Here is a 23167-nt window from a genome sequence, read left to right as displayed (position 1 = left end):
CTTATCCGATGTTCGACAGTTTCAACAGGTGGCGCAGGTCATTGAGCAAGTCCTTGCCCTTGACCTTGGCGTCGTAGCGCAGCACCAGGTTGCCGTGGGGGTCGACGATCCACAGTTGCGCAGCGCCCGGCGCGGCGGCGTTTTTGGTGAAGGTCGAGAGGTCCAGCGAGTAGCGCTGCAATTGCGGGTATTCGGCCTTGAGCTTGGTGTCATAGTCGGCAGCGACCGGTTGCGCACTGGCCAAGGCATGGCTGGCGCGTGAAGCGTCGCGCCCCAGGCCGATCTGCAACTGGCGCGCGAGGTACACCAGTTGCCGGCAATCGGCGGCGCAGGCGGCAGGCGCGGTGACCAGCAACTGCCAGCGCTGTTCATCGGCCTGCACGCCAATATCGGCGCGGGTCTGACCGTTACCGATCATTTCTCCGTGGTAGCTGCGACTGTCCGGCACCCAGAACTGCAGTTTGTACATGAGGGTGGCCAGCACCATCGGACCGATCACCATCAGCAGGATCAGCATCAACTGCCAGCGGCCTTTGCGCCGATCAGGTACCTCAGACATGTTGAGTGGATTCGTGGCCGTTCCCATGGGGCTTCTCCTTTGTGGTGTGCCATCCGAGGTAGAGGTAAAGAGCCAGTAGCGCCAGGGACATGGCGAACCACTGCACCGCGTAGGCCAGGTGTTTTTCCGGCCCCATCGCAACGATGGGCCAGGTGGTTTCGTACGTGCCGGGGCCGGCTTCGGCGCGCAGTTCGTAGGCGAAACCGTTGCGGCCCAGCTCAGCCCACAGCGCGGCGGGGTGCAACGCGGTCAACAGGCGCGGCCATTGCGCGGTCGTGGGGTCCGCATGCAGCTGGAAGGTTTCGCCGGGCGCGACATACACCCAGGCGTCGAGATTCAAGGGCTGAGCGGGAGTAGTGAAGACGGGCGGGGTGCGCCGATCCGGCCACGGCAACCAGCCCCGATTGAGCAATAACCACAGGCCGCTGGCCTGGTCATGAAAGGGTTGCAGCAGCTCGACACCTGCCTTGCCGTCGCGCATGCGGTTATCCAGCAATACGCTGTGCTCGGCATCGAATTGCCCGCGCAGATGCACGCGGCGAAAGGCCGGGTCCGCCATATCACCGAGTTGCACACTGCTGATCGGCTCAGCGGCGCGGCGTTCGGCATAGCTGTCCACCAGCAACTGTTTCTCATGGCCGCGCGACAGCTGCCAGACGCCCAAGCCCACCATCAAAGGCAGCAGAATCATCACCACCACGGTTGGTGCGATACCTGGACGAAAGCGTTTCATGGCGCTGGCTATACTTGTTTTCATTGCCCGCCCATCCCCTTGATGCCCACCAACGCCAGGAACCAGACCATGCTCAAAGCAGCCATTGCCCTGATGCTGATCGCGACCGTCGTGAGCCTGTTCAGTGGCCTGTTCTTCCTGGTCAAGGACGAGGGCAACTCCAACCGCCTCGTCACGGCCTTGACCGTGCGTGTGGTACTGGCCGTGATCACCGTGGCGTTGATCGCCTGGGGATTTTTCAGCGGCCAGCTGGTATCTCATGCGCCCTGGTAAGTCGCCTCACAGCACATAGACGAAGAAAAACAGCCCGATCCACACCACATCCACGAAGTGCCAATACCAACTGGCCGCCTCGAAACCGAACTGATGCTCGGCATTGAAATGCCCGCGCAGGATGCGCATCAGCATCACAAACAAAATGATGGTGCCGATGGTCACGTGAGCACCGTGGAAGCCCGTGAGCATAAAGAACGTCGCGCCGTACACCCCCGAACCCAAGGTCAGGCCCAGCTCTTTATAGGCGTGGATGTATTCCTCGGCCTGGAACCCGAGGAATGCCAGGCCCAGCAAGACGGTGATCGCCAGCCAGATCTTCAGCGCGCCGCGATGTCCCTTGCGCAAGGCGTGGTGGGCAATGGTGATGGTCACGCTGGAACTCACCAGCAGGATGGTGTTCACCAACGGCAAGCCCCACGGGCTGATGGTGCCCTCCGGCGCGGGATAGAGCTTCGGGTCCGGGTTGTTGAGCAACGGCCAGGCAAACTCGAAGTTCGGCCACAGCATGTGCGCAATACCTTTGGGGCCTTCGCCGGCCAACGCGGGGCCGGACAAATGGCGCACGTAGAACAGCGCTCCGAAAAACGCGATGAAGAACATCACCTCGGAAAAAATAAACCAGGTCATGCCCCAGCGAAACGAGCGGTCCATCTGGGCGCTGTACAAACCGGCGCGGCTTTCCTTGATCACTGCACCGAACCAGCCAAACAGCATGTAGGCCAGCAACAGCCCTCCGACGAAAAAGATCCACGGCCCGTGGGATTCCGGGCGTGCCGCCTTCAGGTCGTTGAACCACACGGCCAGGCCATACACGGTGACCAGCATGCCAATCGTGGCAATTATCGGCCATTTGCTTTGCGCTGGTACGTAGTACGTATCATGAGTCGACATGTATTCGCTCTCCTGATTGAGCGGGCAAACAGTAGCTAGCCGCCGGTACGGACAGCCACGGGCGGTTGGCGCGCAGTGATATCAAACAGCGTGTACGCCAGGGTCAAATGCTTCACATCCTTGGGCATGTCACGGTCGACAATAAAACGCACCGGCATCTCGATGCGCTGGCCTGGCTGCAGCACTTGCTGGGTGAAGCAAAAGCATTCGGTCTTGTGGAAATACATCGCCGCTTCGGCAGGGGAAATGCTCGGCACCGCCTGGGCGGTCATCGGCTTGTCAGTGGGGTTGTAGGCCACGAACAGCATCTCGGTGACTGCGCCGGGGTTGACCACCACCTCATCAGCCTTGGAATGAAACTCCCAGACCATGTCGATGGCATTGGTGGACAGGAACTGCACCCGTACCTGGCGCGTGAGGTCGACGACCTGTTCGCCTTCGTACTGCCCGGCCGTCTTGCCGTTGATGCCGAATGCCTTGCACATCACGTCGTAGATCGGCACCAGGGCAAAGCCGAAGGCGAACATCGCTAGCACCAGGATCAGCAGGCGGGTAACCAGGCGCTTGAGGGGCACGGAGTCAGCCATGGCCACCTCCGCTCACCCTGTTCATTTGACCTCCGGTGGTGTGGTGAAGGTGTGGTACGGCGCGGGCGAGGGCACGCTCCACTCCAGGCCTTCGGCACCATCCCACGGCTTGGCCGGCGCGGGCGGGCCGCCACGGATGCACTTGATCACGATAAACAGGAAGAAGATCTGCGTGGCGCCAAACATGAACGCGCCAATCGACGAGACCATATTGAAGTCGGCGAACTGCAGGTTGTAGTCCGGCACGCGACGCGGCATGCCGGCCAGTCCCACGAAGTGCATCGGGAAGAACGCCATGTTCATGCCCACGAAAGACAGCCAGAAATGCAGCTTGCCCAGGGTTTCGTCGTACATGTGGCCGGTCCATTTCGGCAGCCAGTAGTAGGCCGAGGCGAAGATGCCGAAGATCGCACCAGGCACCAGTACGTAATGGAAGTGCGCCACCACAAAATAGGTGTCGTGGTACTGGAAGTCCGCCGGGGCAATCGCCAGCATCAATCCGGAGAAGCCGCCGATGGTGAACAGGATCACGAACGCCACGGCAAACAGCATCGGCGTCTCGAAGGTCAGCGAGCCTTGCCACATGGTGCTGACCCAGTTGAACACCTTCACACCGGTGGGCACCGCAATCAGCAACGTGGCGTACATGAAGAACAACTCGCCGACCAATGGAATGCCCACCACGAACATATGGTGCGCCCACACGATAAACGAGAGGAACGCGATGCTCGCCGTGGCGTAGACCATCGACGTGTAGCCGAACAATGGCTTGCGCGAGAAGGTCGGGATAATCGAACTGACGGCGCCAAACGCCGGCAGGATCATGATGTACACCTCGGGGTGGCCGAAGAACCAGAACACATGCTGGAACAGCACCGGATCACCGCCACCGGCCGCACTGAAGAAGCTGGTGCCGAAGTGGATGTCCATCAGCATCATGGTCACGCAGCCGGCCAGCACCGGCATCACCGCGATCAGCAGGAAGGCGGTGATCAGCCAGGTCCAGACGAACAGCGGCATTTTCATCAAGGTCATGCCGGGCGCACGCAGGTTGAGGATGGTGGCAACCACGTTGATCGCACCCATGATCGAGCTGATGCCCATCAAGTGGATGGCGAAGATGAAGAACGTCACGCTTTCCGGCGCGTAGGTGGTGGAGAGCGGGGCGTAGAACGTCCAGCCGAAATTCGGCCCGCCACCGGGCGTGAACAGGGTCGAAACCAGCAGCAGGAACGCCGCCGGCAGCAGCCAGAAGCTGAAGTTGTTCATGCGCGGCAAGGCCATGTCCGGCGCGCCGATCATCAGCGGAATCATCCAGTTGGCCAGGCCGACAAACGCCGGCATTACCGCACCAAACACCATGATCAGGCCGTGCATGGTGGTCATCTGGTTGAAAAAAGCCGGCTCGACGATCTGCAGGCCAGGCTGGAACAGCTCGGCACGGATCACCATGGCGAACGAGCCGCCGAGCAGGAACATGGTGAACGCGAACCACAGGTACATCGTGCCGATGTCCTTATGGTTGGTGGTCAGTACCCAGCGCATCAAGCCTTTGGCGGGGCCGTGGGCATGGTCACCGGCGTGGCCATGGTCATCGATCACAGCGCTCATGGCCGTTCTCCTGCAAGCGAGTGGGCGGGGCGGTTCGGGGTATACGCAATGAATGAAGTCATTTGCTTTCCGCCTGCTTGATGGCCAGCACGTCTTTAGGCGTGACCATGTCGCCCTTGTTGTTACCCCAGGCGTTGCGCTCGTAGGTCACCACGGCGGCGATATCCACTTCCGAGAGCTGTTTGCCGAATGCGGCCATCGCCGTACCGGGCTTGCCGTGGTAGACGAGGCTCAGGTGACCTTCCTTGGGCCCGGTGGCGATTTTAGAACCCTTGAGGGCCGGGAACATCGGCGGCAGGCCCTGGCCTTCGGCCTGGTGACAGGCCACGCAGGTGGTGTGATAGACCTTGTCACCACGTGCCACCAGCTCTTCCAGTGTCCACTCCTTGGAGGTCAGCTCCTTGAGCTTGGCGGCCTCTGCCTTACGCTCGCCGAGCCAGGTGTCGTAGTCGGCCTTGGACTTGACCTCGACCACGATGGGCATGAAACCGTGGTCCTTGCCACACAGTTCGGCGCATTGGCCACGGTAGATGCCGGGCTTCTCGACGCGGGTCCAGGCCTCGTTGACGAACCCCGGGATGGCGTCACGCTTGACCGCAAAGGCCGGCACCCACCAGGAGTGGATCACGTCGGCGGCGGTCACCAGGAAGCGCACCTTGGCGCCCACCGGCAGCACCAGCGGCTGGTCGACTTCCAGCAGGTAATGTTCGCCTTTGGTGGCCTGGTTACGGATCTGCTCGGCGGGCGTGGCCAGGTTGCTGAAGAACTCCACGTCCTGGCCCAGGTATTTGTAATGCCACTTCCACTGATAGCCGGTGACCTGGATATCGATATCCGACTCGGTGCTGTCGTAGATATTGATCAAGGTCTTGGTCGCCGGAATGGCCATCGCGACCAGGATCAGCAAGGGCACCACGGTCCAGAGGATTTCCACGGTGGTGCTTTCGTGGAATTTGGCCGCGACCTGGCCCGTAGAGCGGCGATGAAGGATCATCGACCAGAACATCGCGCCAAAAACGACAATGCCGATCACTACACAGATCCAGAAAATGGTCATGTGCAGGTCGAACACAGCGTGACTGACTTCAGTTGCCCCTGGTGCCATATTCGTTGTCCAGGCGGCGTGCGCCTGGCCGAATACCGACCACAACAGGAGGCCCATCCAAACATGTGGATGTCGCGTCATTGCGGGTTCCCCTTATCGTTCTTGTTATCCCGCCGGTTTGCACCTGCGTCGAAGGGAGCGGCTTCCATACTGCTTACAACCGCTTAGCCTTACCTGCTTATGCAGTCTGGCGTCATCAGCTAATCGCGTACAAACCCGAGTATAGACACGCTCTGCAACCCCGCAATGTGTAGGGGCAAATGAGCAAAAATGAGTGGCCAGGCCTAATAAAACCGGGTGCGGAATCGTTTATCCGACCAACGATGGCAATTCGATATAACGCCTGTGCATAACCATGAAATAATTATGACAAATGCGTCTTAGGCGCTCGTATAAACGAGCTACCTTATGCTGTCCCTATTCCTACACCTGCTTCACTGGAGCCTTCATGAACACCGCCGCATTGCGCGAGCAGATTTCCCGTGCCCATCAACACGAATCCAGCACTGGCCAGTTGGCCAAGCAGCTGGAAGAGCAATTGCCGCACCTGCATTCGGCCATTTCCCTGGCTGATGGTGATCGCAACATTGTCATGACCCGTTTCGTCACGGCCTACATCGATCTCGTGCCGGACCTGCTGGACGCCGCCAACGACGTGGCCCGCGAGGCCGGCATCGAAAGCCAGATCAAGCCAGTGCTGAAAATCGCCGAGCATTTCTTCCTGCAACCCCCCGCCATCCTGGCCGGCCATGAAGGGCTCGACGGTCTGCTGGACGAGGCTTACCTGGCCCATCGCCTGGTGGAAGAGGTCAACGATTTGTACATCAAACACTTTGGCCAGCCGCTGATTCCGGCAGATACCACCGTGGCCAACGTGATTGCCCATCAGTTGATCGGCGAAGCATTCGCCAACCAGCTGGATGAAGCCGTTCATCATGCGGTGGATGAAATGCTCAACGAAGACAGCTTTGCACTGGAATCTGTCGAAGCATATCGCGAACAGCTGAAAAGCCCGGCAACGGAAGCCGCGTGGAAGCGCTGGCCGTGCCTGTCCCGCCAGCTGGGGGTTGAATTGGCGCTGGACCAGCCAGCTTAAATCCTAAATTACACAGAGAACGAATGTGGGAGGGGGCTTGCCCCCTCCCACATGTTGATCCGACTTCTCAGCCGACTGAGGGCGCCGAGCCGATCCCTGTCGTCATCCTGACCCGGCCTTCGAGCCTGCGCTTCAACCCACGCGCTTCGATCACCAGCTTCGAGCCCTTGGCCGCATTCGCCCGGCCCCACTCCTCCAGCAACTCCAGGCAGGAATGGTCGATATAACTCAGGTTACTCAGCGGTACGTGCACAGTCGTGCCCGGAGGCACTGTCGCCAGCACCCGGGTCAACGCCGGCACTTTCAGGAAAGTCGCCGCACCAGTCAAACGCAGCTCCATTTCCCCCTCCGGGGGCAGGTCGATCAGACTGACTTTCAGGCGTGAGGCCTTGAGCGCCAGCTTGACCAGTGTGAGCCCGAAGCCCACCAGCACACCGGTCAGCAGGTCGGTGAAAATGATCGCCAACGCGGTGGCCGCGTAGGTAAACATCGGCATACGCCCATAACGACCGAGGGCCTTGAAGGCCTTGATGTCCACCAGCTTGATCCCGGTGTACACCAACACACCCGCCAGGCTTGCCACAGGAATGCTTTGCAGCACGCTCGACAGCAACAGTACGAACCCCAACAGCCATACGCCATGGAACATCGCTGACAACCGCGTGGTGGCACCGGCCTGCACGTTGGCCGAGCTGCGCACGATCACACCGGTCATCGGCAGGGCACCGACCAGGCCGCACAGCATGTTGCCCACGCCTTGGGCGGACAATTCCTTATCGAAATCGGAACGCTGGCCGCTGTGCATGCGGTCGACCGCTGCCGCAGAGAGCAGGGTTTCGGCACTGGCGATAAACGCCACCGCAAACGCAGCGATCAACAACTGAGGGTCAGCCAGGTTCAACAGGTCGCTGGGACGCAGCCAATCGATGGCGTCGGCGAGGTTCTCCGGGACTTCCACACGCTTGACCTGCAACGCCAGCACTAGGCTGGCCACCGTTGCCAGGCCCACGCCCAACAGGGCTCCGGGCACGAAACGCAGGGTTTGCGGACGGAATTTATCCCACAGGTACATCACCAGCATCGTCGACAAACCGAGCAAGCCGGCCTGCCAACCCAGGCCACCGCCCAAGGTAGGAATCGCCTCCACCAGCGCGGCGGGGAAGCCCGCCAAGTTATCCAGCCCTGAGGGCTTGGGCGCGCCGTCGAGCATCACATGGATCTGCGATAGCACAATCAATACGCCGATCCCCGCCAGCATCCCGTACACCACCGCCGGCGCCGTGACGCGGAACCAGCAACCCAAGCGCAGGCGCCCGGCCACCAGCTGCAAGAAGCCGGCCAGCAGCAGGATCGGCCCGAGCATCAGCATCCCATGCTGGCGCACCAGCTCGAACACCAAGACTGCCAGACCCGCTGCCGGGCCGCTGACCTGCAGCGGCGAACCCGCCAACCAGCCCACCACCAGGCCACCGATAATCCCGGTGATGAGGCCCTTGGCCGGCGGCATGCCGGACGCGATGGCGATCCCCATGCACAGGGGCAGGGCAACCAGAAACACAACCACAGAGGCGAGCAGCTCCCGTGGCAATACAGCTTTCAATTGAGCAGCACGCATGATGGCTCTCCCGAGGTATTCGCCGGGCGCGGCAAAGCCTGGCTGCATCCATGGCAGCCACCGCTTTACCCGGCAGGGAAGTGTTTTAGAAGCGCGCTTTAGGCGTCGCGGAAGGAATCGGCCCTTCGCCGCTTAACGGTCGGAATGCCGACTGATCAGCATCGTAAGCTCGAATTTCACTGGTCTCGATGTTGTAGATCCAGCCGTGAATAAACAGCTGACCGTTGGCCATGCGCGACGCCACCGAAGGATGGGTACGCAAATGCTGCAGTTGGGCGATGACGTTTTCTTCAGTGAGCACTTTCATGCTCTCGCCTTCGTTGGCACAGTCGCAATTGTCCTCGACCATGGACTTGGCGACTTCGGCGTGCCGCAGCCAGGCCCTTACCGTTGGCATCTTCTCCAGGCTGGCGGGGTTGAGGACCGCACGCATGGCGCCACAATCGGAGTGCCCGCACACGATGATGTGTTGCACGCCCAGGGCCAGTACCGCGTACTCGATGGCAGTGGAAACACCGCCGTTCATCTGCCCATAAGGCGGCACGACGTTACCGACGTTGCGGGTCACGAACAGGTCGCCGGGAGAGCTTTGGGTAATCAGCTCAGGCACGATGCGCGAGTCGGCGCAGGTAATGAACATCGCCCGCGGGCTCTGGGCCGTGGCGAGTTTCTTGAAGAGTTCTTCCTGCTGAGGGAAGACGTCGTGATGGAAATGCAAAAAGCCGTCAACGATATGTTTTAGCGCTGCATCGGCAGACTCTGCCACCTGAGGGGCTGAAGCCGACGCAGCCAACGGCTGTTTATCCTTGTCACTCATGATTCATCCTCTTGATTAATGCAGGGGAGTTTTCAGGTCAGTTCGACGCCAGGCCAGTGAAATAGTTGTAAAAGCCACAAACCAGGCTGCCGACTCATCAGTCACTCGCTGAACAAGGTAACCACCGAAACTTAACTCAAACTGAATGAACCGCTCTAGATCGCGGGTTTCAGTGATGTCAAAACGCGACTATTCCTACAGGAACGATGCATTCTGCCTTTTCAGTCTACAACAATGCCATCTGTCTGCCCGGTGGACAGAACGCCGTGCAATCCAGATTGAAGCCTTCTCTGCGATCGAGCCCCAGGCGTTTGATCGCCTTGCTGAAGCGCTGGGCCAGCAGGTCGGCAAACGGCCCCTCGCCCCGCATGCGGACGCCGAACCGGCTGTCGTAGACCTCACCACCACGCACCTGGCGCACCAGGCTCATCACATGGGCCGCACGCTGCGGGTAATGCGCCGCCAGCCACTCCTCGAACAGCGGCGCCACCTCCAGCGGCAGGCGCAACATCATGTATGCCGCACTCTGCGCACCGGCGGCATGGGCTTCGGTGAGTAGGCTTTCCAACTCGCTGTCGTTGATCATCGGGATCATCGGCGAGCACAGCACGCCCACCGGGATGCCCGCCTCGCGCATCACCCGTATGGCCCGCAACCGTGCCTTGGGCGCGGCGGTGCGCGGCTCCAGGATGCGCTTGAGCTCATCATCCAGGCTGGTGAGGCTGATCATCACCGCCACAAGGCGTTGCCTGGCCAGCTCCGCCAGCAGGTCCAGGTCGCGCAGGATCAACGAGCCCTTGGTGATGATGGTGACCGGGTGCCGATAACGCAGCAGCACTTCGAGGGTTTGCCGGGTGATCCTGTACTCACGCTCGATAGGCTGGTACGGGTCGGTGTTGGAACCCAGGTTGATCGGCGCACACACATAGCCCGGCTTCGACAGCTGCTGTTCCAGCACGTCGGCCGCATTGCTCTTGGCGATCAGCCTGGTTTCGAAATCCAGCCCCGGCGACATGTCCCAATAGGCGTGGCTGGGCCGTGCATAGCAGTAAATGCAGCCATGTTCGCAGCCACGGTAAGGATTGATGGAGCGGTCGAACGGCAGGTCCGGCGAGTTGTTGCGGGTGATGATGGTCTTGGCCGTTTCGATGCGTACTTCGGTGCCCTGGGTCGGCGGCACTTCCTGGTACCAGCCGTCGTCCTCGGCCACGCTGACGGTGGGCGCAAAGCGGTTGTGCAGGTTGGTGGCCGTGCCCCGACCACGGGGCGGCAGCGGAGTAGACATGAAAGCGCCTCGATACTGTTTTTATATACAGTATAGAGGCGCGATGTTTCTGACCAGTGCCGTCTGGCGGTCAGTGCTTTTGTGTGACCTGCCCCAGGTCATCGCCCGATGTGGTGCGCATGTCGTTCTTGCGCAGGTCGGCCACGTCACTGGCTTTCACCGCGGCCCCCTGGTTACCCCAACTGCCACGGATGAAACTGACCACAGCCGCCACTTCCTGGTCCGACAGGCGCCAGGCGAACGCCGGCATGGTAAAGGTCGACGGTGCCGTGTGAGTGGCCGGCAACGTGCCGCCGTTCAACACGATGTTGATCAACGACGTGGCGTCCGCCGTCTGCACCACCGGGTTGCCCGCCAACGCCGGGAACACCCGTGTGTAACCATGGCCATCGGTACGGTGGCAGGCCGCGCAGTTGTCGATATACACCGAGGCACCGGGCTTGCTGTCATCGCCTTTCCACAGCGCCTCGGTCACCTGCTTGTCATATTGGTGCGGCTGATCCTGCGGGTCCACCGCCGGCAGGCTCTTGAGGTAACGGGCGATAGCGGTCAGGTCGTCCTGGGACATGTACTGCATGCTATGCACGACCACGTCGCTCATACCGCCAAACACCGCACTGCGATCACTGCGACCGGTCTTGAGGAATTGCACCAGCTGCGCCTCGCTCCAACCGCCGAGGCCGTCCTTATGGTCACCGCGCAGGCTCTTGGCGATCCAGCCTTCCAGTGGCGCGCTGCCGGACAGGAAGGCCTTGCCGTCAGTCGCGCTCAGGGCTTTTTCCTGCATGGTCAGGGCGCGTGGTGTATGGCACGCGCCACAGTGGCCAAGGCCTTCCACCAGATAAGCGCCGCGGCTGATCACCGGGTCTGCGTCGGCCATGACAGGCTTATCCACCACCTCAGGGGCAAACATCCAGCGCCACGCCGCCAGCGGCCAACGCATGCTCAACGGCCACGGAATGTCACTGTCCTTGTTCTCCTGGGCGACCGGTTCCACGCCCTTCATGAAGTACGCATACAACGCCTGCATATCGCTTTCGCCGACACGCGCATAAGACGGGTAGGGCATCGCCGGGTAAAGCGTACTACCACTCTTGGCGACACCGTGACGCACGGCCTTGTCGAAGTCCTCGAAGCTGTAGTCGCCCAGGCCGGTCTTGTCCGGGGTGATGTTGGTGGAATAGATCACACCGATGGGGGTTTCCATCGGCAGGCCACCAGCGAACGGTTTGCCGCCCTTGGCGGTGTGGCAGGCCACGCAGTCGCCGGCGCGGGCCAGGTATTCGCCCTGCTTGATCAGGTCGGTTTCGGCGGCACTGATCGAGCAGCTGCTGAGCAGGGCAAACGTCGCGATAACAAATGCTTTCATGGTCATCGCTCCTTATGCCTGAACCAGCGGGCCGGGGTTTTTCAGGTACTGCTCGCGGATCGCCCGGGCCGACCAGTAGGTCAATGCCGCCACCAGGCCGGTAGGGTTGTAGCCCAAGCCCTGTGGGAAAGCGGATGCGCCGGGGACAAACACGTTGTGCACATCCCAGCACTGCAAGTAGCGGTTCAGCGCACTGGTCTTCGGGTCGGTCCCCATGATCGCGCCACCGTTGAGGTGGGTGGTCTGGTAGGACGCGGTGTTGAAGTGCTCACCGACTTTTTTGCCCAGTACGGCTATCGCCTTGGGGTTCATCGCTTCGGCGACCTTGCCCATTTTCTCGACCATGAAGCGGTTCATCTTGATGTCGTTTTCCTGCCAGTCGAACGTCATGCGCAGCAACGGCAGGCCGTAGGCATCGCGGTAGACAGGGTCCAGATCCAGGTAGTTACCCCGGTAGGATTGATGGGCACCGTGTGCATCCATCGACACCTGGTGGGTGTAGTAATCGGCGGTGGCGCGCTTCCAGGCACTGCCCCAGGCCGGCGTGCCGGGCGGGTTGGACGTACCGGCAATCGGCCGGCTGCCGGCCTGGTTGACCCACATCGGCGAACCGCCCACAAAGCCATGGGGCCCGTGATCGAAGTTGTCGGCGTTGAAGTCATCGATGGCCACGCCATTGCCGCCGGCACCGATAAAGTTGTTGGTATGGGTGTCCTTGTCGAAGAACGCCTTGATGGTGGCCATGTTCTGGTAGGCAAAGTTCCTGCCCACCACACCCTCATTGGTTATCGGGTCGTAAGGCTTGCCGATGCCCGACAGCAGCATCAGCCGCACGTTGTGGAACTGGAACGCGCCGAGGATCACCAGGTCTGCCGGTTGTTCGCACTCTCGGCCCTGGGCGTCGATGTAGGTCACGCCGGTGGCCTTGCTCTTGGTGCTGTCCAGATTGACCTTGAGCACGTGGGAGTTGGGCCGCAGCTCGAAATTCGGCACCTGGCGCAGCGCCGGCAGGATGTTCACGTTCGGCGAGGCCTTGGAGTACATGTAGCACACGTAGCCGCTGCAAAAACCGCAGAAGTTGCACGGGCCCATCTGCGCGCCGTAGGGGTTGGTGTAAGGCCCCGAGGTATTGGCTGAGGGCAGGTTGTAGGGCTTGTACCCGACGCTGGCGGCGGCTTTCTGAAACAGCTGTGCGGAGACTGTGTTCTTTTGCGCTTCCAACGGAAACGGGTTGGAACGGTCCGGCGCATAGGGGTTGCCGCCACGCCCTTCGCCCACCACCTGGCCTTTCACGGTCCAGGCCTGGCCTGAGGTGCCGAAGACTTTTTCCGCATAGTCGAAAAACGGCTCCAGCTCTTCGTAGCTCACGCCGAAGTCCTGGATGGTCATGTCCTTGGGAATGAAATGCTTGCCGTAGCGCTCTTCGTAATGGCTGCGCATGCGCAGTTCAATCGGATCGACACGGAAATGCACGCCCGACCAGTGCAAGCCTGCACCGCCCACGCCGTTACCCGGCAAAAACGCGCCGAGCTGACGGTTAGGCAAGGCAACGTCATTCACACTATGGCGAATCGTCACCGTCTCCTTGGAGATGTCCTGGAAGAGTTTTTTACGCACGCTGTAGGTCAGTTCGTCGATGACCTGGGGATAGTTGCCGTCCGGGTAAGTGTCCTGCATCGGGCCGCGCTCCAGCGCCAGCACGTTCAGTCCGGCTTCCGTCAGCTCCTTGGCCATGATCGCGCCGGTCCAGCCGAAGCCGACAATCACCGCATCCACTTTCTTCATGATGGTCGCCACGTTTATGCCCTCTCGCCGCGAATGGATACTGCCGGGAAGGGGTACTGCTCGTTGCGTTCCACCCAGTCCATGAAATCGGCGCGGGCGCCGGGGAAGCCAATCATGGTCCAGCCGACCATGCCTTTGTTGCCACCATGGATCGGGTCGCAGAAGAAGCCTTCCTTGGTGTTTTGCAGCAGCAGGTTGAAGAACATCTTCGGCGGCACCGCGTCAAAATGTGCCGTGACTTCACTGCCGCCCGCCTCCAGGCGCCGCAACATATCGTCTCGGGTAGCGCTGTCTTGCGCAGCAAAAACTTTGCCGTTGAACGCCTTCGACCAGGCATCCGTCGCGGCAATACCCAGGCGATAGATGTCCTTGGGCACCAACTTGCTCTGCCAGCCCATCTCCGGTGGCGCATCGGCATTAAACGGGCCTTGCATGAACCACAGGGCACCGCTGGCGTAAGGCGTGTTCATCTGCCGGTCGATGTACTCCGGCGCGCCAGCTTCCAGGGCGCCGGGGCCTTGGGCATCGGCCGGGATCAGACGCTCGACGGCAGCGTTGATAAACGCCCATTCCTCGGCAGTGAAATAGCTTGGCTCGTAGGCTTTTTCGCTGGCCGCAGGCTTGGCTGGCGCAGCCTCGACCGGCGCAGGCGTCGCCATCAGCATCGAACCGCCAAGGCCGGTGCTGGCAACCGTGACCACCGGGATCAAGGTCAAGGATTTGCGTAGAAAGTCACGCCGGGGGTTGTCTTGATCTTGATCAGACATGGTGGCACCTCATCATGTGGTCACGGGTTATCAGCCGCTTCTAGGGAGTGGCTTGGCGTTGTCGGGCGGCGAACTGGATCCAGGCAATCCAGGGAGATAGAGCGCAGCGCGCAAACAATAGTTACAAATGATAGCAGCCTAAGCATCGAGAGAATCGCTTCAGCGACTAAAGATTGAAGATTCACGATTCTTTGACGCACACCTCACACCTCCTTGACCCGCCGTGACCGACTCTGGGCGCTATCAACCACTCCCTATAGGGTGACGTCGCCCATGTACAAGCATCATTGGTTGCCGGCCCTGGGTCTGGCGTTCATGGCACTGTTCACCACAGCTTTTGCGCGGGCCGATGACACTACGTCCCTGCGTTCTCCAGAATGGGCCCAGCCAGTGGGCGACCGCTACAACCTGCATCAAATGACGCCCACGCTCTATCGCAGCGCATTGCCGGATAGCAATGCAGCGCCGTTGCTGGAACAGCTCAAGATCGGCACCGTGATCAACTTCCTGCCCGAGTCCGATAGCAACTGGCTGAAGGCGCCAGGCATCCGTCAGGTTCAGTTGAGTTATCGCACCAACCATGTGGATGACTCTGACGTGCTGGCGGCACTCAGGGCGATCAAGGAAGCGGAAGCTGACGGCCCGGTGCTGATGCACTGCAAGCACGGCTCTGACCGCACCGGCCTGATGGCGGCGATGTATCGCGTGGTGATCCAGGGATGGAGCAAGGAGGATGCGCTGAACGAGATGACCCTGGGCGGTTTCGGCACCAGTAACGGCTTCAAGGACGGCGTTCGCTACATGATGAGGGCCGATATCGACAAGTTGCGCACAGCCTTGGCGAATGGCGATTGCAGCACCAGCGCCTTTGCCCTGTGCTCGATGAACAGCTGGCTGAACCCGGCGAACAAGGATCACGAGTCCGCCGAGGAAAAAACCGCACTGCTGGTCACCCCCTGAGACGCACTCCCAGGGGGTAGACGAATCAGTCTTTCTTCAGCTTCGGGTTAGGGAAAAACTGCACCGCCTGCACCTTCGGATCCGGCGCTTTCAACGCCGATGTATTGACCCGCGTGCCCAATTCCTTGGGCACCGACAGGCCTTGATCATTCAGCGTATCGGTATACCCGCAGGCCACGCACTCGCGATGCGGCACGCTGTCCTCGGTCCACATCTTCAACTTGTCCGGCTCGCTGCACGCCGGGCAGACCGCCCCGGCGATAAATTGCTTTTTGGTAATCACAGGCCCTTCACTCATGCTGCTGCGTCCTCACTCAGGCCGCTGTGGCGCAAGAGTGCGTCAATCGACGGGGCACGTCCGCGGAAGTCGACGAACAGCACCATCGGCGCCTGGGAACCGCCGCGCGCCAGGATCGCCTCGCGGAAGGCACGGCCGGTCTCGGCATTGAGCACGCCGTCTTCTTCGAATTTGGAGAAGGCATCCGCCGACAGCACTTCGGCCCATTTGTAGCTGTAGTAGCCCGCGGCATAACCGCCAGCGAAGATGTGCGCAAAGCTGTTGGGGAAACGGTTGTAGGCTGGCGGACGCATCACCGACACCTCATCGCGCACACCTTCGAGCACCTGCGCCACGCTGCGGCCATCGCCATGGGTGGCATGCAACTCGAAGTCGAACAGCGAGAACTCCAACTGGCGCACCATCATCAGGCCGGACTGGAAGTTCTTCGCCGCGAGCATTTTTTCCAGCAGGTCCTGGGGCAGTGGCTCGCCGCTTTCATAGTGGCCGGAGATCAACGCCAGGCCTTCCGGCTCCCAGCACCAGTTCTCCATGAACTGGCTCGGCAGCTCCACCGCATCCCATGCCACGCCATTGATACCGGACACGCCGGCATGCTCGACGCGGGTCAGCAGGTGATGCAGGCCATGGCCGAATTCGTGGAACAGGGTGGTCACTTCATCGTGGGTCAGCAGGGCAGGCTTACCGCTGTCGGCCGGGGTGAAGTTGCACACCAGGTTCGCCACCGGGCTTTGCAGCACACCGTCGATGGTACGACGACGGTCGCGCGCGCCGTCCATCCAGGCACCGCCACGCTTGTTGGCGCGGGCGTACAGGTCGAAGAAGAAGCGCCCGACGTGCTGGCCGTTTTCCTTGATTTCAAACAGGCGAACATCCGGGTGCCAGGTGTCGAAGCCTTTTTGCTCGGCAATCTCGATGCCGTACAAACGCTGCACAATGGCGAACAGGCCGCCCAGCACCTTGTCGATCGGGAAGTAGGCGCGCAGGGCTTCCTGGGACACACTGTAGCGCTGCTCACGCAGCTTTTCGCCGTAGAAACCGCTGTCCCAGCTTTGCAGGTCGGCGCAGCCTTGTTCGGCGGCGTAGGCCTTGAGCTGTTGCAGGTCCTGGGCAGCGAACGGCTTGCTACGCTTGGCCAGGTCGCGCAGGAAGCTCAACACCTGGTCGCTGGACTCGGCCATCTTGGTGGCCAGGCTCAGCTCGGAGAACGAGGCGTAACCCAGGAGCTTGGCCAGTTCCTGACGCAGATCGAGGATCTGTTCCATCACCGGGCCGTTATCGTTCTGACCGGCATTCGGGCCTTGGTCTGACGCACGGGTGCAGTAGGCCGCGTAGATTTCTTCCCGCAGGGCGCGGTCCTGGGCGTAGGTCATGACCGCGTAGTAACTCGGAAACTCCAGGGTGATAAGCCAACCGTCGAGGCCTTTGGCCTGCGCGGCAGCAGCCATCTGCGCCTTGGCCGAATCGGTCAGGCCGGCGAGGGTGGCTTCCTCGGTGACGTGCTTGGTCCACGCCTGGGTGGCGTCCAGCAGTTGGTTGGAGAATTTGCTGCCCAGTTCGGAAAGCTTGCTCTGCACCTCGGCATAACGTTTTTGCTGCTCAGGCGGCAAATCGATACCCGAGAGGCGGAAGTCGCGCAGGGAATGTTCGAGGATGGTTTTTTGCGCCACGTCGAAACCGGCGGCTTCCGGGCTGTTGGCCAGGGCTTCGAAGGCCTGGAACAGCGCGCGGTTCTGGCCCATCTCGGTGGAGTAGGCGCTCAACGCCGGCAGACACGCCTCGTAGGCTTCGCGCAGCTCGGCGCTGTTGCACACGGCGTTGAGGTGGCTGACCGGGCTCCAGGCAGCGCCCAGGCGATCATTCAATTCGTCCATGGCCAGCACCAGGCCGGCCCATGTCGGATTTTTACCCTGGCTTTGCAGGATGCCTTCGATGGCAACACGGTTATCGGCGAGGATCTGTTCGATGGCCGGCTGCACGTGCTCGGCACGGATCGCCGAGAACGGCGGCAGGTCGTAGGACTGCAGAAGAGGGTTGTTCGCGCTCACGGTTGGCACCTTGGCTGAAGAAACATGTAAGAACAAAGATGGGGCCATCTTAATTACAATCAACGCCCACCGCAGCTATCACCACATAAGAGAGAGGCTATCGTGACCCTTCGCACCTATCAGAATCACACGCCAACCCTGGGCACCGGGGCTTTTGTCGATATTTCGGCGGTGGTGATCGGCGATGTCGAAATCGGCACCGACAGCTCGGTCTGGCCGCTGACCGTGATTCGCGGCGACATGCACCGCATCCGTATCGGCGCGCGCACCAGCGTGCAGGACGGCTGCGTGCTGCACATTACCCATGCCGGACCGTTCAATCCTGACGGTTTCCCGCTGCTGATCGGCGATGACGTGACCATCGCCCACAAAGTCATGCTGCATGGCTGCACGGTGGGCAACCGGATTTTGATCGGCATGGGCAGCATCGTGATGGACGGCGCCGTGGTGGAAGACGACGTCATCATCGGCGCCGGCAGCCTGGTGCCACCGGGCAAGAAACTCGACAGTGGTTTTTTGTATGTGGGCAGCCCGGTTAAACAAATCCGCCCGCTGACTGACAAGGAACGCGCTTTTTTCACCTACAGCGCCGCCAACTACGTGAAGCTCAAAGACCTGCACCTGGCTGAAGGATTCGACCAATGACCCTCCCTTACCAAACCGTCCTGTTCGACCTGGATGGCACCCTCACCGACCCACGGGAGGGCATCACCCGCTCGATCCAGTACGCCCTTGGCAAACTGGGCATCGACGAACCCGACCTGACCCAACTCGAACACTTCATCGGCCCGCCATTGCTGCAAGCCTTCATGCAGTTCTACGACTTCGATGAGGCCAAGGCCTGGGAAGCGGTGAATTTCTACCGCGAGCGCTTCAAGGTCACCGGGCTGTACGAAAACCGCGTATTCGACGGCGTGATGCCGCTGCTCGAAGACCTAGGCAAGCAGGGCCGCCAGTTGTACGTCGCCACATCCAAGCCCTGGGTGTTTGCCCGCGAGATCGCGCGGCATTTCGATTTTGCCAGGCACTTCAAGGTGATCTACGGCAGTGAACTGGACGGGACACGCACCAACAAGGTCGAGTTGATTGCGCATTTGATCAGCGAAGAAGGCCTCGACCCAGCGACCACCTTGATGATCGGTGATCGTAAGCACGACCTGATCGGGGCGCGCAGCAATGGCGTGGATTCGGCGGCCGTCGGTTACGGGTTTGGTAGTTTCGAAGAGTTGAACGCCGAAGCGCCGACCTGGCATTTCGAGACGTTGGCGCAGATGCATCAGGCGTTTTTGCAGCGGCCCTGAGGCCGCCATCGGTGGCAAGCCTCCTCCCACATTGGGAGCGGCTTGCCCCCGATGAGGCTCTACAGATCAGGACCTTCCAACCGCCTCAACGCAGCCTTGCGCTGCGCCACCGGCAACCCGCCCATCTTCTCCACTGCGGCGTAAAACTTCAGCCAATCCCCGCCTTCCTGCCTGAACAACGCCGCAAACGCCGGCACCCACCGGTCATACAGCCCGAACGGCAACAACCGCGCATTGTTCATCGGCAGGTTCATCCAGGCGTCATAACGCTTGTCCCCACCCCATTGGCTATCGCGCATCTGCCGGTACTCACGGCGCAACGCCTCGAATTCGGCCGCCTTGGCCTGGCGCATCGCCTCGACGGACAGCGGTTGCGCATAGAGTTTTTCCAGGCGCTTACGTGTATCGAGGATCAGCTGGGTAAATTGGTCCCGCTGCTGCCGCGTCGAGCTGCCAAGCGGCGCCAGGCCCTGGGCCGCGCGCCACTGGCGGGTGCCTTCCTGCTCGACGAAGCTGGCAAACGACTCGTTGAATTCGGTGTCATCCTTCACGTAGAACCGCTGGTGCGCCAGCTCATGGAAGATCAGCGTGGCCAGGCGTTCGTCGCCCCAGTTCATCATCGAATTCATGATCGGGTCGTTGAACCAACCCAGGGTGGAATAGGCTTCGACGCCACCTATCGATACGTCCATGCCTTGCTGGCGCAACAACGCCGCCTCACCCCGTGCCGCGCCCTGGCGGTAATAGCCGCGATAGGCCACGCAACCGGCAATGGGGAAGCAATGGGTTTGAGGCGCCAGGGAAAATTCCGGCGTGGCGAAGACATTCCAGACCACATAGGGTCGACCAATATCCGCATACAACCGGTAACTCTGGTTGTCCGGCAGATGCAGGTGCTCGCTGGCGAAGGTTCGGGCTTTCTGTGCTTGAGCCAGATGATCACGCAGCCCCTGTGGCCGCGACGGATCGGCGATGACCTCGGCAACCGGTTCCCGGGCTCGCAACAGCTGCCACTGACCACCTGCCAATTGGCTGTAGTAACTGACGCTGGAACAGCCACTGAGCAGCACGACTATCAACCCTGGAAGAAAACGCCTGACCATGCCCCGACCGCTCCTGGGTGATGTGTTCGCCAGACTATCGCGCCTGAAGGGGATTTTTCCATGGCGTGGCGTGTTTATACTCAAACCTCTCCTTGCGTTGAGTACCCGCCATGCGCCAGCTCCTGCTTCCCATCGTCGCCCTGTTGCTCAGCGCCTGCGCTTCGACCCCCCTGCCGCCGGTCGACCCGCATCAGGCCTGGGTCGATTTCGCTACGCCGACGCCGGGAGCCAAGCTGGTGATGGCGCAACGCCTGGATGGTAAGAACCTGCCGGACGGGCGCTACTTCCAGGTGCCACCGGGCAGTCACGAGTTGATGGTGCGCTTTGATTTCGAGGTGCCGACCGGCGGCAGCCTCAATGGCTTTGGGCAAACGGCCGACCGCACCTGTTTCATCACGCTGCAGTACGACCATTTCGAGGCAGGCCAACGCTATCGCCTGGAAGGGCGCTCATTGGCCTTCACGCCGAATATCCGGCTGTATAACGCCGCTCGCCAATTGCTGGCGGAAGAGCGCAGCGTCAACTGCCTCTGATCAATCGTTGTTCTTCTGATAGATGATGGCTTTGGTACCGTTCTCACAGCTGCCGACGACCATGGCGACGTCGTGCTTGTCAGCCTCTTCCTTGCTGACAATTTCCAAGGTGTAGGACGGAACCGCGTTCGCCTGGATCTTGACCTCAATCTCTTTCCTGAGCTCTTCGCAGTCTTTTGGTGCGGCCACAGCCGATGTGGCCAACACACCGCAAATGATCGCCAAAGCAAAACGTTTCATGTGTGAAGCTCCCTGAATGCATGCGCACGGGTGTGCGCCTAAGGCTGCATAGGCTATAGGACCACATTCGGGAAACACGAGTTCTGATTTAACGCAGAACAAAATGTGGGAGGGGGCTGGCCCCCTCCCACAGTGGACCTGCAATGTCAGCTGACCAGCGTCGCATCCAGGCTGATCTTCGCATTCAGCACCTTGGACACCGGGCACCCTTCCTTGGCCTTCTTGCTCAATTCATCGAACTGCGCCTGGCTGGCGCCCGGGATCTTGGCCTTGAGCACCAAGTGCACGGCGGTGATCGCGAAGCCACCTTCGACCTGGTCCAGGGTCACTTCGGCCTGGGTGTCGATGCTGTCAGCCTTGAGCCCGGCATCGCCGAGAATCATGGAAAAAGCCATGGAGAAACAGCCGGCGTGGGCCGCGCCAATCAGTTCTTCAGGGTTAGTACCCTTGCCGCCTTCGAAACGGGCCTTGAAGCCGTAGGGCGCTTCGCGCAGCACGCCGGTTTCGGTGGAAATGGAGCCCAGGCCAGTCTTCAGATCACCTTCCCAATGCGCGGATGCCTTTTTAACGATACTCATAGCTCTCTCCTCGAACGGTGGTTTTGCGTCAGTAAGGTTCTGAGGATAGACACGCCGGCAAAGTTCAGTTGTAAGAGAAACCTAGCGATTAAGTAGGAAATTTCATTGCTGCTATTGAATCTCGGGTATATGCCCTCATTGCATAGAGCATGCACATGAAGCGGCAGGTTTTGGTTCGTCTAAGAAGCCTGCGCCCCCATTGGAGAAGCAGGCTTATGAAATCGCTGTCCGACGTAAAGTTCTCGACCCTCGACCTGGTGCCGGTGCGCGCCAACGGCAGCCCGGCGCAGTCGCTGCGCAATTCCCTGGATTTGGCCCAGCATGTGGAAAAGTTCGGCTACAACCGTTTCTGGGTGGCAGAACACCACAATATGGATGGCATCGCCAGCTCGGCCACCTCGGTATTGCTGGGTTACCTGGCCGGCGGTACCTCGACGATTCGCGTCGGCTCCGGCGGCGTGATGCTGCCCAACCATGCACCGCTGGTGATCGCCGAGCAGTTCGGCACCCTGGAAAGCCTCTACCCCGGACGTATCGACCTGGGCCTGGGCCGCGCGCCCGGCTCCGACCAGATGACCGCCCGCGCCCTGCGCCGTGAACGCTCCGGCAGCGCGGATGACTTCCCGGAAGACGTGGCCGAACTGATGGCCTACCTCGGCCCACGCACGCCGGACCAACGGGTGATTGCGGTGCCCGGCACCGGCACCAACGTACCGGTATGGCTGCTGGGTTCCAGCCTTTTCAGCGCGCAACTGGCGGGCGAACGCGGTTTGCCCTACGCCTTCGCCTCCCATTTCGCACCGCGTTTGATGCACGAGGCGATTCGCGTGTACCGCAACCACTTCAAGCCCTCGGCCGTACTGGACAAGCCTTACGTGATGCTCGGCATTCCCTTGGTTGCCGCCGACACCGATGAGCAGGCCGACTACCTGGCCACCTCGGTGTACCAGCGCATCCTTGCCTTGATGCGCGGGCAAAGCCTGGTCCAGCGCACCCCCGTGAAAACCATGGACGGCCTGTGGCTGCCCCATGAAAAAGACGCCGTCGGCAGTTTCCTCGGACTGGCAATGGTGGGCAGCCCGGCGAAGATCCGCGCCAAGCTGGAAGTGCTGATCGAACAGACCGGCGCCGACGAATTGATCTTCACCTGCGACCTGTACGAGCACGCCGATCGGATTCATTCCTACGAGCTGCTGGCGCAGTTGATGAAGGGCTAAATCCCCAGGCAAAAAAAAACCGACGCACCTTTGCGTCGGTTTCAAGCCTGCCACACGGAATTAACCGCGCTTGTAGACGATTTCCTTGGTACCACCTTCACAGGTGCCAACCACTTTAGCGTCGGTCGAGGCGCCTTTATCCACGACTTCCAGCGAATAACCCGAAGCGCCCTTGGCGTCGATTTTCGCTGCAATTTCACTTTTCAGCTCTTCACAAGGCTTGCCCGCCGCCAGGGCTGTGCCCGCAATGCTCAACAAACCTACCGCTAACAGGAACTTCTTCATCCGTCACTTTCCTTGCGCTGATTGAAACGAGCGTGCCGACGCTGCAGGCATCGGCACCCATTGTTTGTAGCGCAGGTTATGGCAATCGGCCAGCCGGCAAGTTCAACC

At 60.7% G+C, this 23167-nt stretch carries 25 protein-coding genes; 7 read left to right on the top strand and 18 right to left on the bottom strand.

Going from position 1 to position 23167, the window contains the following annotated elements; genetic code table 11:
* Position 1: 1 nt before the first annotated feature.
* Positions 2–586, bottom strand: a complete 585-nt coding sequence (locus NIBR502773_RS15625; RefSeq protein ID WP_141156389.1) for a hypothetical protein — start codon at positions 584–586, stop codon at positions 2–4.
* The gene (locus NIBR502773_RS15620; RefSeq protein ID WP_141156388.1) at positions 552–1316 is read right to left on the bottom strand and encodes an SURF1 family protein; all 765 of its coding nucleotides are present in this window, start codon (positions 1314–1316) and stop codon (positions 552–554) included. The genes NIBR502773_RS15625 and NIBR502773_RS15620 overlap by 35 nt, the downstream gene beginning before the upstream one ends.
* Positions 1317–1361: 45 nt before the next feature.
* Between NIBR502773_RS15620 and NIBR502773_RS15615 the strand changes: the two genes are divergently transcribed.
* Positions 1362–1565, top strand: coding sequence for a twin transmembrane helix small protein (locus tag NIBR502773_RS15615; protein WP_016978774.1), 204 nt, complete (start codon positions 1362–1364; stop codon positions 1563–1565).
* Between the two features lie 6 nt (positions 1566–1571).
* Here NIBR502773_RS15615 and NIBR502773_RS15610 read toward each other — a convergent pair whose 3' ends face one another.
* The 4 genes from NIBR502773_RS15610 to coxB are packed head-to-tail and all read right to left on the bottom strand — an operon-like array spanning position 1572 to position 5843.
* Positions 1572–2459 carry a cytochrome c oxidase subunit 3 gene (locus NIBR502773_RS15610; RefSeq protein WP_027608047.1) on the bottom strand — a complete coding sequence of 296 codons (888 nt, stop codon included), beginning with the start codon at positions 2457–2459 and terminating at the stop codon, positions 1572–1574.
* A 35-nt stretch (positions 2460–2494) separates the two neighbouring features.
* Positions 2495–3046: a cytochrome c oxidase assembly protein gene (locus NIBR502773_RS15605; RefSeq protein ID WP_065937874.1), complete on the bottom strand. Its 552-nt coding sequence runs from the start codon at positions 3044–3046 to the stop codon at positions 2495–2497.
* Between the two features lie 21 nt (positions 3047–3067).
* On the bottom strand, positions 3068–4657 hold the full coding sequence (gene ctaD, locus NIBR502773_RS15600; protein ID WP_024072609.1) for a cytochrome c oxidase subunit I: 1590 nt from the start codon (positions 4655–4657) through the stop codon (positions 3068–3070).
* 58 nt (positions 4658–4715) lie between these two features.
* The gene (coxB, locus tag NIBR502773_RS15595) at positions 4716–5843 is read right to left on the bottom strand and encodes a cytochrome c oxidase subunit II (RefSeq protein ID WP_141156387.1); all 1128 of its coding nucleotides are present in this window, start codon (positions 5841–5843) and stop codon (positions 4716–4718) included.
* Positions 5844–6210: 367 nt separating this feature from the next.
* Here coxB and NIBR502773_RS15590 point away from each other — a divergent pair, with 367 nt between their 5' ends.
* Positions 6211–6858 (top strand): hypothetical protein, encoded by a 648-nt coding sequence (locus tag NIBR502773_RS15590; RefSeq protein ID WP_027608050.1) that lies wholly within the window; start codon positions 6211–6213, stop codon positions 6856–6858.
* Between the two features lie 67 nt (positions 6859–6925).
* On the opposite strand, the gene NIBR502773_RS15585 is transcribed toward NIBR502773_RS15590, so the two are convergent.
* From NIBR502773_RS15585 to NIBR502773_RS15560, 6 genes are all read right to left on the bottom strand, one after another.
* Positions 6926–8473: a SulP family inorganic anion transporter gene (locus NIBR502773_RS15585; protein ID WP_141156386.1), complete on the bottom strand. Its 1548-nt coding sequence runs from the start codon at positions 8471–8473 to the stop codon at positions 6926–6928.
* Positions 8474–8558: 85 nt separating this feature from the next.
* Positions 8559–9290: a carbonic anhydrase gene (locus tag NIBR502773_RS15580; protein WP_027608119.1), complete on the bottom strand. Its 732-nt coding sequence runs from the start codon at positions 9288–9290 to the stop codon at positions 8559–8561.
* A gap of 226 nt (positions 9291–9516) precedes the next feature.
* Positions 9517–10575, bottom strand: coding sequence for a PA0069 family radical SAM protein (locus NIBR502773_RS15575; RefSeq protein ID WP_065926840.1), 1059 nt, complete (start codon positions 10573–10575; stop codon positions 9517–9519).
* Positions 10576–10645: 70 nt separating this feature from the next.
* Positions 10646–11944 carry a cytochrome c gene (locus tag NIBR502773_RS15570; RefSeq protein WP_141156385.1) on the bottom strand — a complete coding sequence of 433 codons (1299 nt, stop codon included), beginning with the start codon at positions 11942–11944 and terminating at the stop codon, positions 10646–10648.
* 12 nt (positions 11945–11956) lie between these two features.
* Positions 11957–13741: a GMC family oxidoreductase gene (locus NIBR502773_RS15565; protein WP_065937877.1), complete on the bottom strand. Its 1785-nt coding sequence runs from the start codon at positions 13739–13741 to the stop codon at positions 11957–11959.
* 2 nt (positions 13742–13743) lie between these two features.
* On the bottom strand, positions 13744–14496 hold the full coding sequence (locus NIBR502773_RS15560; protein ID WP_027608123.1) for a gluconate 2-dehydrogenase subunit 3 family protein: 753 nt from the start codon (positions 14494–14496) through the stop codon (positions 13744–13746).
* Positions 14497–14769: 273 nt separating this feature from the next.
* Between NIBR502773_RS15560 and NIBR502773_RS15555 the strand changes: the two genes are divergently transcribed.
* The gene (locus NIBR502773_RS15555; protein ID WP_141156384.1) at positions 14770–15456 is read left to right on the top strand and encodes a tyrosine-protein phosphatase; all 687 of its coding nucleotides are present in this window, start codon (positions 14770–14772) and stop codon (positions 15454–15456) included.
* A gap of 25 nt (positions 15457–15481) precedes the next feature.
* Here the strand turns inward: NIBR502773_RS15555 and NIBR502773_RS15550 are convergent, their stop codons facing one another.
* Both NIBR502773_RS15550 and prlC read right to left on the bottom strand, forming a co-directional pair.
* Positions 15482–15754, bottom strand: coding sequence for a YheV family putative zinc ribbon protein (locus NIBR502773_RS15550; protein WP_027608125.1), 273 nt, complete (start codon positions 15752–15754; stop codon positions 15482–15484).
* Positions 15751–17850, bottom strand: coding sequence for an oligopeptidase A (prlC, locus tag NIBR502773_RS15545; RefSeq protein WP_174556988.1), 2100 nt, complete (start codon positions 17848–17850; stop codon positions 15751–15753). The genes NIBR502773_RS15550 and prlC overlap by 4 nt, the downstream gene beginning before the upstream one ends.
* Positions 17851–17904: 54 nt before the next feature.
* Between prlC and NIBR502773_RS15540 the strand changes: the two genes are divergently transcribed.
* On the top strand, positions 17905–18447 hold the full coding sequence (locus NIBR502773_RS15540) for a gamma carbonic anhydrase family protein (RefSeq protein WP_065937880.1): 543 nt from the start codon (positions 17905–17907) through the stop codon (positions 18445–18447).
* On the top strand, positions 18444–19103 hold the full coding sequence (locus tag NIBR502773_RS15535; protein WP_065937881.1) for an HAD family hydrolase: 660 nt from the start codon (positions 18444–18446) through the stop codon (positions 19101–19103). The genes NIBR502773_RS15540 and NIBR502773_RS15535 overlap by 4 nt, the downstream gene beginning before the upstream one ends.
* A 59-nt stretch (positions 19104–19162) precedes the next feature.
* Here NIBR502773_RS15535 and NIBR502773_RS15530 read toward each other — a convergent pair whose 3' ends face one another.
* On the bottom strand, positions 19163–20206 hold the full coding sequence (locus NIBR502773_RS15530) for an aminopeptidase (protein WP_141156383.1): 1044 nt from the start codon (positions 20204–20206) through the stop codon (positions 19163–19165).
* A 110-nt stretch (positions 20207–20316) separates the two neighbouring features.
* On the opposite strand from NIBR502773_RS15530, the gene NIBR502773_RS15525 reads away from it, so the two are divergent.
* Entirely contained in the window at positions 20317–20739 is a 423-nt protein-coding gene (locus NIBR502773_RS15525) for a hypothetical protein (protein ID WP_141156382.1), read from the top strand.
* On the opposite strand, the gene NIBR502773_RS15520 is transcribed toward NIBR502773_RS15525, so the two are convergent.
* Positions 20740–20979, bottom strand: coding sequence for a DUF1161 domain-containing protein (locus NIBR502773_RS15520; RefSeq protein WP_017734725.1), 240 nt, complete (start codon positions 20977–20979; stop codon positions 20740–20742).
* A 146-nt stretch (positions 20980–21125) separates the two neighbouring features.
* Positions 21126–21557, bottom strand: coding sequence for an OsmC family protein (locus NIBR502773_RS15515; protein WP_141156381.1), 432 nt, complete (start codon positions 21555–21557; stop codon positions 21126–21128).
* Between the two features lie 215 nt (positions 21558–21772).
* On the opposite strand from NIBR502773_RS15515, the gene NIBR502773_RS15510 reads away from it, so the two are divergent.
* Positions 21773–22774 carry an LLM class flavin-dependent oxidoreductase gene (locus NIBR502773_RS15510; RefSeq protein ID WP_141156380.1) on the top strand — a complete coding sequence of 334 codons (1002 nt, stop codon included), beginning with the start codon at positions 21773–21775 and terminating at the stop codon, positions 22772–22774.
* Between the two features lie 60 nt (positions 22775–22834).
* Here NIBR502773_RS15510 and NIBR502773_RS15505 read toward each other — a convergent pair whose 3' ends face one another.
* A complete protein-coding gene (locus tag NIBR502773_RS15505) occupies positions 22835–23059 on the bottom strand; it encodes a DUF1161 domain-containing protein (protein WP_005783407.1) in 225 nt (74 codons plus the stop codon).
* Between the last annotated feature and the right edge of the window lie 108 nt (positions 23060–23167).

Origin of the sequence: Pseudomonas sp. NIBRBAC000502773 (genome assembly GCF_006517195.1) — a bacterium.
Classification (GTDB): domain Bacteria; phylum Pseudomonadota; class Gammaproteobacteria; order Pseudomonadales; family Pseudomonadaceae; genus Aquipseudomonas; species Aquipseudomonas marginalis.
Note: the sequence above shows the minus strand (reverse complement) of the source record. Positions and strands in the feature narration are given on the sequence as shown.